Consider the following 10,501-nt stretch of genomic DNA (forward strand, 5'->3'; position numbering starts at 1 on the left):
CTACCCCTAAGCCTACCTTGATTTTTCTTTTACTGTTATCCCACAGCTCCGCGTCTTTGGGGCTGGCGGAAGTTCGTGGGAGAATAGAACTATGGATTTCGTGATGTGGGCACAACGGGTAGCATCTGCTCACCCTCAGTTACGTGATGCGGTTATTACCGTACATGATGAATGGCTTGATATTTTGTTAGCTGATGGCCGTTCGTTTCGTTTCCGGCCAGGGGCGTTAATCAATCCAGATTCAGATGAAGATAAGCGTACCGATATCCTCAATCGTTTGTTGAGTATCGGGATTGCGGAAGCTCCACCTCCACCGGTTGACGAACAGAGACCAGATACCTCTCACCTATCAGCAGATGTTCCTGCTGTTTCGCCGCATCCAAGCTTGTTAAATACTGAGCATGGTACTGATGTTTTATCTACACCTGATACTATTCCTGCGGATGACGACGGCGATACGCCAGCACCTTTGTTACCACTTGTGGATTCGGCACCCTATTTTTTGAATTCACATCACGATGGCGATTCGATTGTTTATGTGCCGTTGACGGACTTCGTCGCCGTTGGTCTGGTACGTGAAAATGAACAGGGCGATTATCCCGTTTTTTATTCTCAACTAGCAGACAGCATGCGTGATGTTGGTGAGGTCATGAGTGAGGCCGTGATGAATCTACGTGCCTATGGCCACTCGTCTCATCCGTCAATTGAAGTGGGTGTTGCCGCGCTCGGTCAAGCACATATGCTTTCTATTTTGAAACCTGAGGGTTTTCAGCTTTCCTGGTGGTGTGACGTTGAGTTAATGCACAGTATTGCGGAGCATGTCACGGCTGATCGTCCCGGCGATATTCCATTATTTATTCCAGTTGCTCAAGATCAGCTCTTTATTGTTTTCGCTGACGATCCGCATCTGATTGATGTGGTACGTGCGCTGATCTTCACGTCGAATCCGCCAACGATGGTCTATCCATTACCGCACACGTTAGCTGCCGATGGTTGGGCTGAGTGGGTTCCCCTGCCCGGGGATGAACTATCTCAAGCATTGAGCCAGCTACGTACCGAATACCGGCAATATATCTATCAGGCACAGGCCGATATTATGAACCGTTGGGGAGACCTCGGGAATGTGAAGGAATACCGGACTATCAAAACCCAGTCCGGCGAGTTTGTTGGTAGTACAACCTGGGAAGCTACTGACGGTCACGGATCTGTACCTGATACGGAAATGATCACCTTTATCAGAGAAGAATCACCACACCCCTGGGATACTGAGCCAGCCGTTAACGTCACCTTGCGGGCACGGGTTGCCCGTGAGATATGGCCTGAAGGTTTCGAACAAGACAAAGATGCTTGGCCACCGCGGTGGAAAGTCACCGGATTCCCGGACGCCGAAACAATCGAACGATTACAACAAGCAGTAAACCGCGATTTTTAATCCACCGCAGAATAAGCCTAGAACTTCTTGCCAGAATTCGCGTAGAAACGTCCCAATGTTTCTTCTTTGAATTCCCAATAAGTTCCTTCATTTATATGATGGCGAATATCATCAACAAGTTTGATCGTGAAATACTCATTGTGGATAGTCGTCAACGTATTGACAACCATTTCCTTAGCTTTGAACAAATGATGGATATATGCCTTCGTGTAATGCGTACACGTATAGCATTGACACCCCTCAACAAGTGGAGTGAAATCCCGCTTGTGCCGGGCACGATTGACGTTAAAGCGTCCATCAGGAGAATAAATCGCCGCATTGCGCGCCACTCGAGACGGATTAACACAATCGAAGGTATCTATCCCGTTTTCCACACCAGCAAATAAATCATCTGGTTCCGAAATGCCTAATAAATGACGGGCCCGATCCTCGGGCAATTCTTCGTTCACCCAGCCAACAATAGTTCCTAGGTTTTCTTTTTCGAGTGCTCCACCAACACCAAAACCATCAAAGCGTTGGCCGTCAATTTCCATATTCCCTAAATCGCGGGCCGCTTTGCGCCGTAAATCCTCATATTGAGCACCCTGAATAACACCAAAAAGTTGCTGATATGGTTTGGTATCACGCTCGTGGGTCAACTCCTTATGCGCACGCAAACACCGTTGCGCCCACAGCCGGGTACGCTCCAAAGCTTCTTCTTGATATCCGCGCGAATTAAGCAACGTCGTCAATTCATCAAACGCAAAAATAATATCTGCACCAAGTTCATGTTGAATCCGCATCGACACCTCGGGAGTAAACCGATGGCGTGATCCATCCAGGTGGGAACGAAACCATACTCCGTCGTCGTCAACGTTAGCTAACCGTTCCTTCTTACCAGCAACCTGCCCATCAACATGAGCCTTGCCGTTAAACTCCTCAGATAAAACTTTCTTAAAGCCTGATCCCAAGCTAAGTACCTGAAAACCGCCAGAATCGGTGAACGTCGGACCATGCCAATTTTCAAATGCCGCCACGCCACCAGCTTCGTCAACAATATCCGAACCTGGTTGAAGATAAAGATGATACGCATTAGAAAGCAATGCTTGGGCGCCAATTTCCCGCATAGTTTCCGGCAAAACAGCTTTCACTGTTGCTTTTGTTGCAACTGGAATAAACGCCGGTGTTTGAATATCGCCATGCGGGGTGTGAATCGTACCGGTACGGCCAAGATGATCGTCAAGCCGAGTATTAATCTCAAACATATTTTCTTCCCTTTAAGACACTATCCAAGACAGGTCTTTAATAATCTATATGGATAACAGTTGAACCGTCGGCAACTGAGATTTCCTGAGAAACCGGATAGCTTCCGCCATCATGTGCCCCCACAGTTTGACTAGGCAATAAATAACTATCACCCATCACAATATAGTTCGCGGTGGCTTCAACAAAGGCCCCAGTTTCATCCATCGTTCGGCCCTGACCTGTTACTTCAAGATCAAGATGACCAAAAAGTGGAAGCCCTAATGTGCGTGCCCGTACCGACGGCTCATCAGCTAATCGGATATTAATCCACAGCGGCAATGGGGCCGTGCCTTCAGTGAGGAAATGAGCAAGACTCGTCACCATTTCCGGCGGATGGATAACTCCTAGCTCGTGGCGATACACACCAATAGCTGCTTCTTCACGCATCAACGCATCTGCTACCTGGGTATACGCAATATGGGCTGAAACCATCCGCCGCCGGCGCATAAGCTCTGCCGCATTTTCGCCATGCAACTGTTGTTCTCCAGCGATTTTCCCTTCAGTGAATCCCGCCTGTGGAGCGTAGAACGTCATGGCAATATACGTATGGTGTGGTGGCAACTGGCCCTTATCCAACACAAGTTCCCCGGTAACTGGAGTGAGCATGATATGTATGCCGTGCATATCAAAAGTGAGGATTTCTCCACTTAGCCCGCCAGCTTTTTCAGCTTCCACGTTCACCCATTTCGGGTCAATGTTTTCTCCCCACAGTTGGCTAATGCGTTGCATAGCAGCGCCGACGTCGATCGGAGCGTTTAACAGCGCAGCTGCCGTGAGATAATCGGGGGCGGTAGGGTGGATTGCGTTGATTCCTAGTTGATCCATGTCATTAAGTCTACGGGAGCTTTAGGATGATGGCTCTTTGAAGGCGGTTGGGAGTTTACGCACCGCAATGATTTGCGGGACAGCTTCGGGTATGGAGCGGCGCACCTGGTCCCATTTTTGCTGGTTGAGGGTAGTCAAGGCGCCTTCAGGTATGAAGGATTCGACGTCGTAGCGGGTCACCTCAATACGTGCCAAATTGCTTTGATATGCCACGTATTTAGCGTCTTTGATTGTTGCCATCACAACAGATGCCGAATAGAGAATATCGCGTTGGATACTATCTTCGTTTAGGTTGATTTCATGTAGGTTGATCACAACACCCTGATCGATGATACCAATTTGGGTAATTTTTTCGTTTAACGGCAAAGTTTTCATCAGGGAGAAAGTATTACCTTGATCGCCAACATAGTCTGAGGCATAGATCAGGGAATCGCTAATATTGTGGGTGCGATAGGTTAACAGGGATTCACCGTCATAGCTGATGCGGAGTTGGTTTGAGACCACAAGCCGATAAACTCCCCAAAATCCGGCTGAGACGATGATGATAACAATAAGTGCGCTAATGATTGTGCGCCAATGCGAGATACCTACCCTCATAGTTGTCAAAATATCATTTTTTAGCTCAGTGCGTTAACTGTAGCGTGCGCGGGCAGTGGTGCTGGATGCCGGCGTCTACTAGGCTAGTGGTAGTTCGTCATAATCGGGTGGCGTTGTCTCATGTTGTCTCAGATAGGCTAGGTTATGAACCACCGTAAAGTTATTATTTCTCTCATTGCGTTACTAACAGCTGCCGCATTAGTTATCGGTTTGATTGTTTCTGGGTTTTTCCTTGGTGGTGGGAAAACACCGGCGGCACACAACACTTCGGCATCGCAATCTGCGCAAGATTCACCATCAGCACAACCGTCTAACGAAGAAAATGGTGCTGCGGAGCAAAAACTATCTCCGGAGGTTATACAAGTTATTGACAATCAACATCGGTTGATTGCTGATGATCCGCGAGCGCTGGGAAACCTCGATGCCCCGGTTATTATTGAAATGTATTCTGATTACCGTTGTGGTCATTGCCGGGATTGGACTCTTCATACTTTGCCGGAGTTACAGTCGTTACTCGATGAGGGCAAGATCCGTATTGAATACAATTCCATGCCGGTTCTTGGGGATGATTCAGTCCTCATTGCGCAGGCTTCACATGCGGCCGCATCGCAACATAAGTTTTGGGAGTTCCATAAGGAGTTATTCGCTAACCCACCCCAGCCAACTAAGGAAGCTTTGACTGCACTAGCTGGTTCGTTGGGGATGGATGAGGATGCGTTTGCTGCTGAGATGGTTGCCGAGCAGACGGTGAAGGATGTGACTGGCGAACGTGAGCATGGAGTTGCGCTTGGTATTACTGGGACGCCGTCGTTCCTTATCGGTTATTCGTTTGTTCCGGGGGCGTTGCCGGCCGATAAGTTTATTGACGTTATCAATAAAGAATTAGTTCGCCCTGATCCGCATACTGAAAATTAAGGATTGTCATGTCTGTTAAGCGTTTTATTTCACGTACCTTTCAACGGTTTTCGCGTTGGACGTTAGTAACTGAGCCGTTGCCCGAAAAGGCGGTTGTTATTGGTGCACCGCATACATCTAATTGGGATGCGATGTATATGTTGGTGGCTTTTTGGGACACTGGCCGGGACTTGCGCTTTTTAGTGAAGGATTCGATTATTCACGGCCCGTTGGGTCCTCTTGCACGGGCCGTTGGCGGTGTTGGTGTTGATCGGGGTGCTGCCCATGGCCTGGTTCATAGTATTGCTCAGCAATCGCGGGAAACTGACGATTTTACGTTGTGTATTGCACCTAAGGGGACGCGTTCACATCGGGATACGTGGCGTTCTGGGTTTTACCATATTGCGTTAGAGGCTGGCATTCCGGTGGTTTTTGGTTTTATTGATTCGACGACGAAGACCTACGGGTGGTGCGGTTCGATCATGCTCACGGGTGACGTGGCTGCCGATATGGCGAAGATTCGTGAATTTTATGCGGATAAGAAGGGAATTCGTCCGCAGTTGACATCGGTGCCCCGGTTGCGGGCAGAAAATGAGTGAGGAAAGTGATTGACGTGCAAAAGATGCTACATTCGGGTTTTGGTATTCCACTGCTAGGGTTTGGCACATATAAGGTTGATCCTGCTGAGACTGCTCATGTTGTTCAACAGGCTTTTGCGGTGGGATATCGCCATATTGATACGGCGCAGATGTATGGTAATGAGGATGGGGTTGGCCAGGCGCTGGTGGAGTCTGGGTTGCCTCGTCAGCATGTTTTTATCACAACGAAGTTGGATAATCCGAATCATGAACCGGATCGGATAGTGTCATCCTTTGGCGAGTCCTTGCGGAAGTTGCGCACTGACTATGTGGATTTGTTTTTGATGCATTGGCCGTTGCCGATGCACTATGAGGGCCGGTTTGCGCAGACTTTTGCGGCGATGGAGGAGCTGGTTGGTAGTGGCCAGGTTCGTTCTGTTGGGGTATCAAATTTCCAGGTGTCTCATCTTGAGCAGTTGGTTGATGCCGGTACTGGTGTTCCGGTGATTAATCAGATTGAGATTCATCCGTATTTCCAAAACCGGGAGGTGGTTGCGTATTGTCAGGCTGCCGGTATTGTGGTTGAGGCGTGGTCACCGTTGGGCCGAGGTAAGGATTTAGCTGATCCTGTTATCCGGCAGATCGCGGCCAAGCATGCTGCTACTCCGGCTCAGGTGGTGTTGGCATGGCATCGTGCGGAGGGTTTTGTGGCGATTCCGAAGGCGTCGTCGCTGGCTCGGCAACGGGAGAATTTTGATTCTCTGAACGTGGTGCTAGATGCTGGCGATGTGGATGCTATTCGCGGTCTTGATCGGGGTGAATCGGGGCGGATGGGCCCGCATCCGGATGTTTTTGCGAAGATGTGATGATGATTAGTGCACGTGAGGCTTTTGAGCCGGCAGTGGAGTTTGCGCGTCACTATTTATTGAGTGATGAGCGGATAGTTGGTGGGAAGCCAGTTAGTGCCCGGGCGCGCCGGTATCGTTTTGAGCATAGTGTGCGGGTGGCTCGGATTGGCCGGACGGTGGCCCGTGGTGGGGGTCTGGATGAAGACCTTTTGGCTTTGGGTTGCATGCTTCACGACGTTGGTAAATTTGATGCTCAACGCCCGGTTGATCATGGCCGGGCCGGTGCGGTGGTTGTGAATGATTTTTTGCGCGATCTTGGGTTGGCTCAGGCGCAGCGCTTAGAGATCGTTCAAGGTATTGCCATGCATACTGATGATATGTGGAATCCGCGCAGTGATGGTGAAGGCACTGAGTATCGCGCTGATGGGCGGCCTTATTTGGTTTTTGATACTGAGCCGAGTATGTTGGCTCGCTCAATCGGTGACTGTGACAACATTGATCGTTTTGGTGCCTACCGGGTGGCTGACACACTCCACTATGTTGATTTTTTGTCTTTGAGTACTGCCGATCAGCGCTCTTGGCTCGCTGATTATGTGGCGAAGCTTCGCCGGCTTCGCCAACAGCAATGTCATACTCACACTGCGAGTGTTTTGTGGCGCGAGGCGTTAGATGTTCAGTTGGCGTTCTTCTCTCGCCTGGCAGCTGAGATTTGTGATTAGTATTCTTCAGTGCTGGCGTAGTTGGCGAATCGAGTAACGCTTCCTTGGAATTCGAGTTCGATATCGTCTGAGGTTGGTCCCGAACGGTTTTTACCAACGATAATTTGGGCTGGCGGTAAAGCACCCATTTCGTCGCGTTCGCGGGGACGGTTAATGAGGATAACGACGTCGGCGTCTTGTTCTAGTGATCCTGATTCACGTAAGTCGGAAACTTGTGGCTTTTTTGAATCTCGCCGTTCGGTTTCACGGTTGAGCTGTGCGATGGCGATAATTGGGATTTCGAGTTCTTTGGCTAATAGTTTGATGGATCGGGAGAATTCGGAGACTTCTTGTTGGCGTGATTCGGAGCTGCGTCCACCAGATGTTAAGAGCTGGAGGTAGTCGATCACAATGAGTTCGATTCGTTGTTGCTGACGCATCCGCCGGGCTTTGGAACGAATTTCCATCATGGTGAGGTTTGGTGAATCGTCAACGTACAAGGGTGCTGTTGATACTCGTTCAAGGGTGCGTGATATGCGTTCCCAGTCGCGTTGTTCGAGATCGCCAGAGATGAGTTTTGAGAGCCAAACATCGGATTCTGCTGATAGCATGCGCATGGCTAGTTCGTTGCGGTTCATTTCGAGGGAGAAGAAGGCAACTGGTTTGTTTTCTTTGATTGCGATATGCCGGCAAAAGTCCATTGCGAGAGTGGTTTTTCCCATGCCTGGGCGGGCGGCAACGATAATCATCTGGTTGGGCCGTAAACCAAGGAGGACTTTATCAAGATCGTGAAAGCCGGTGGATAGTCCTGCCAGTTGGCCGTCACGTGCGGAGTTGAGTTCGAGTTCTTCAACAAGGCCGGGGATGATGTCGTAGAGTTTGGCGTAATCGTTGGTCGTTTTCGTATCGCTCATGGAGTAGACCTCGGATTGGGCGAGGTTGAGCAGTTCGGTAACATCACCGCCATCTGTGGTGTATCCGAGTTGGGCGATGCGGGTTCCGGTTTCTACAAGACGGCGTAGCATCGCTTGATCGTGAACGATGTGGGCGTAGTATGCGGCGTTTGCGGCTGTTGGAACGGCCGAGACGAGATCGTGGAGGACGGCTCGGCCTCCAACTTGTTCAAGTTGGCCTTGGCGTTGAAGTTCGGCAGCTACCGTGATGGCATCGGCGGGTTGTCCAGCACCAAACAAGGTGAGGATAGTGGTGAAAATTATGGCATGTGCCGGCCGGTAGAAGTCTTGTGCATCGAGGGTTTCGAGTACGTCGGCAAGGGCGTCTTTGCTGAGCATCATGCCACCGAGAACTGAACGTTCGGCGTCAATATCGTGTGGTGGGGTTCGTTCAAACTGAGAGTTAGACATGATACTCGCTTGGTTTCCTGGTGTAGTTGTGGTTTGACGGGGGCAGCGGCGCAGGGATACGCCGTCCTTCTTCGGTTATTATCGCCTATTTTGAGGTTCAATGTTGTGGTTGTTGGGAACGCCAGCCATACCTCAACCCTAACTTCTCCACAGGGCTGCGATTACTTTAACTATCACTGTGGATAACTCCCGTGGATTTGTGCATAACCCTGGGGATAAAGTTTTCACTTTTCCACAGATTTTCACGTTTTTATCCACCGATGTGGATGAACGAGCAGATTCTCGCAGTATTCCGCCAGAAAATTCTCCACTGTTGTGGAAATCCTGTGGTTATTTTTAATATTGTTGCAGAAATTACTCACAGTTAGATGCCATTAACTTTAACTATCGGCGTGTCACTTGACATTCTTTTGCTTTTGCAACCTTGAATCGCGCTTGTTGCTTTACTTTTGCTAGTCTCATGGTGGTACATCTTGGCAATAAATTGTGACCTGCTATTTTCTTTTGGTAATCCACTCTTTGCCTTGAGTGCTTAATACTTATTTTCGATTTGAGGAATTGTCGTGGCTAACACTGATCTGTCCCATGTTGACTCATCAATTCTCCGCTTAGCGATCCCCTCTCTTGGAGCTTTGCTAGCTGAACCTCTTTTAGTTGCTGTGGATACTACGATGATTGGTCGTCTTCCCGGCATTGCCCCATTGGCCGGGTTGTCATTAGCGTCTACAATTTTGACCACTTTTATTGGGTTATGTATTTTTCTTACCTATGCCACAACTGCTACAACCGCACGTTCCGTAGGTAGTGGTGATAAGAAGCGCGCGTATCGCCTTGGCCTTGACGGTATGTGGCTTGCTGTTGGACTTGGCATCCTTTTAGGTCTTTTTCTGTTCTTTGGTGGCGAGTTGATTCTTGGCTGGTTCGGTCCGTCGTCGTCGGTATCAGTCCAAGCTCTCGCCTATCTTCACGCAAGTGCTTGGGGGTTGCCTGGGATGCTTCTTGTGCTGGCTGCTACCGGGGTTTTGCGCGGTTTTGGTGACGCGAAAACTCCTTTTATCGTGGCTACTGGGGGTGCGCTGGCTAATATTCCCCTCAATGCACTTTTAATTTATGGATGTGACCTTGGTATTGTTGGTGCGGGGTTAGGGACTGCGGTAGCCCAATCTTTGATGGCTGGCGTATTGGCGTGGATTATTGTTTGGCGCGCATATCGCTCTGGAGCTTCTCTATTTCCGTCTGGCGGGGGTGTTCTGCGTTCGTTATCGGACGCGGTTCCGCTGATTATTCGCACGGTGTCATTGCGGGCCGCTATTTTATTGCTGATTGCTGGCACGTCCGGTTTGGGTGCGGTTGCGTTGGCGACTAATCAGATTGTGATGACTTTATGGAATTTCATGTCTTACGGTCTTGATTCACTGGCAACCGCTGCTCAGATTTTGGTGGGGCAAGCACTTGGGTCAGACAATCCGGCTCGCGTGCGTCAAATATTAGATCGCTGTGTGTTGTGGGGATTGTGGGTTGGTGCTGTTCTTGGTGTTCTTTTGTTTGGTTTATCTTTCGTTATCCCTGGTGTTATGAGTGGCGAGGATGAGGTTCGCTCCTTGTCTCGTATTGTTTTATGGGTTGCAGCTGTGGCCTTGCCGTTAGCTTCTTTGGCTTTTATGTTGGACGGAGTGTTAATCGGTGCTGGTGATACTCGACGCCTTGCCTGGTATATGCTCATCACTTTGGCTGCGTTTGCCCCGATTGCAGGTATTGTCCTGTGGCGGCCAGAGCTTTTCGGATCAACTTGGGGGATGGTGACGTTGTGGATTGGCTATGGTGGGGTGACGATGGCTGTGCGTGCTGGTACGCAGTTTGTGCGCACGCGCGGTACTCAGTGGATGTATTTATAGTTTTGTTTTCTCATTGTTGATGGGGGTTTGGAGTTCCAAAGAGAGAAAGCTTGCCACTCTAAAATTTGTGATCGGTTAACCGGTTA

Annotated in this window: 10 protein-coding genes; 6 read left to right on the plus strand and 4 right to left on the minus strand. The window is 49.5% G+C overall.

The features are described 5' to 3' along the window. Positions 1-91 precede the first annotated feature (91 nt). Positions 92-1,432 (plus strand): hypothetical protein, encoded by a 1,341-nt coding sequence (locus tag HC352_RS08785; protein WP_168918506.1) that lies wholly within the window; start codon positions 92-94, stop codon positions 1,430-1,432. Positions 1,433-1,449: 17 nt separating this feature from the next. On the opposite strand, the gene tgt is transcribed toward HC352_RS08785, so the two are convergent. From tgt to HC352_RS08800, 3 genes are read right to left on the minus strand one after another with little or no spacing between them, the layout of a single operon-like run. Continuing rightward, the gene (gene tgt / locus HC352_RS08790; RefSeq protein WP_168918507.1) at positions 1,450-2,676 is read right to left on the minus strand and encodes a tRNA guanosine(34) transglycosylase Tgt; all 1,227 of its coding nucleotides are present in this window, start codon (positions 2,674-2,676) and stop codon (positions 1,450-1,452) included. A gap of 37 nt (positions 2,677-2,713) precedes the next feature. Further along, complete coding sequence (locus HC352_RS08795) at positions 2,714-3,541, minus strand: DUF4261 domain-containing protein (protein WP_168918508.1); 828 nt, start codon at positions 3,539-3,541, stop codon at positions 2,714-2,716. Between the two features lie 21 nt (positions 3,542-3,562). Continuing rightward, positions 3,563-4,147 carry a hypothetical protein gene (locus HC352_RS08800; protein WP_211080671.1) on the minus strand — a complete coding sequence of 195 codons (585 nt, stop codon included), beginning with the start codon at positions 4,145-4,147 and terminating at the stop codon, positions 3,563-3,565. 135 nt (positions 4,148-4,282) lie between these two features. Here HC352_RS08800 and HC352_RS08805 point away from each other — a divergent pair, with 135 nt between their 5' ends. From HC352_RS08805 to HC352_RS08820, 4 genes are read left to right on the plus strand one after another with little or no spacing between them, the layout of a single operon-like run. Further along, on the plus strand, positions 4,283-5,053 hold the full coding sequence (locus HC352_RS08805) for a DsbA family protein (RefSeq protein ID WP_168918510.1): 771 nt from the start codon (positions 4,283-4,285) through the stop codon (positions 5,051-5,053). Between the two features lie 8 nt (positions 5,054-5,061). Continuing rightward, complete coding sequence (locus HC352_RS08810; protein WP_168918511.1) at positions 5,062-5,631, plus strand: 1-acyl-sn-glycerol-3-phosphate acyltransferase; 570 nt, start codon at positions 5,062-5,064, stop codon at positions 5,629-5,631. Further along, a complete protein-coding gene (locus HC352_RS08815) occupies positions 5,628-6,476 on the plus strand; it encodes an aldo/keto reductase (RefSeq protein ID WP_369801243.1) in 849 nt (282 codons plus the stop codon). Before HC352_RS08810 ends, HC352_RS08815 begins: the two co-directional genes overlap by 4 nt. Further along, the gene (locus HC352_RS08820; protein WP_168918512.1) at positions 6,476-7,177 is read left to right on the plus strand and encodes an HD domain-containing protein; all 702 of its coding nucleotides are present in this window, start codon (positions 6,476-6,478) and stop codon (positions 7,175-7,177) included. The genes HC352_RS08815 and HC352_RS08820 overlap by 1 nt, the downstream gene beginning before the upstream one ends. Here HC352_RS08820 and dnaB read toward each other — a convergent pair. After that, positions 7,174-8,520 (minus strand): replicative DNA helicase, encoded by a 1,347-nt coding sequence (gene dnaB / locus HC352_RS08825; protein WP_168918513.1) that lies wholly within the window; start codon positions 8,518-8,520, stop codon positions 7,174-7,176. The two genes, HC352_RS08820 and dnaB, sit on opposite strands and share 4 nt — an antisense overlap. A 563-nt stretch (positions 8,521-9,083) precedes the next feature. On the opposite strand from dnaB, the gene HC352_RS08830 reads away from it, so the two are divergent. Then, positions 9,084-10,415, plus strand: coding sequence for an MATE family efflux transporter (locus tag HC352_RS08830; RefSeq protein ID WP_168918514.1), 1,332 nt, complete (start codon positions 9,084-9,086; stop codon positions 10,413-10,415). Positions 10,416-10,501: the final 86 nt, after the last annotated feature.

Source organism: Arcanobacterium buesumense (genome assembly GCF_012563545.1).
GTDB classification, from domain to species: Bacteria; Actinomycetota; Actinomycetes; order Actinomycetales; family Actinomycetaceae; genus Arcanobacterium; species Arcanobacterium buesumense.

Bases quoted from the DNA above. Each gene is read 5' to 3' on its own strand.
- HC352_RS08785 (WP_168918506.1), top strand. From the start codon at position 92: ATGGATTTCGTGATGTGGGCACAACGGGTAGCATCTGCTCACCCTCAG.
- tgt (WP_168918507.1), bottom strand. From the start codon at position 2,676: ATGTTTGAGATTAATACTCGGCTTGACGATCATCTTGGCCGTACCGGT.
- HC352_RS08795 (WP_168918508.1), bottom strand. From the start codon at position 3,541: ATGGATCAACTAGGAATCAACGCAATCCACCCTACCGCCCCCGATTAT.
- HC352_RS08805 (WP_168918510.1), top strand. From the start codon at position 4,283: ATGAACCACCGTAAAGTTATTATTTCTCTCATTGCGTTACTAACAGCT.
- HC352_RS08810 (WP_168918511.1), top strand. From the start codon at position 5,062: ATGTCTGTTAAGCGTTTTATTTCACGTACCTTTCAACGGTTTTCGCGT.
- HC352_RS08820 (WP_168918512.1), top strand. From the start codon at position 6,476: ATGATGATTAGTGCACGTGAGGCTTTTGAGCCGGCAGTGGAGTTTGCG.
- dnaB (WP_168918513.1), bottom strand. From the start codon at position 8,520: ATGTCTAACTCTCAGTTTGAACGAACCCCACCACACGATATTGACGCC.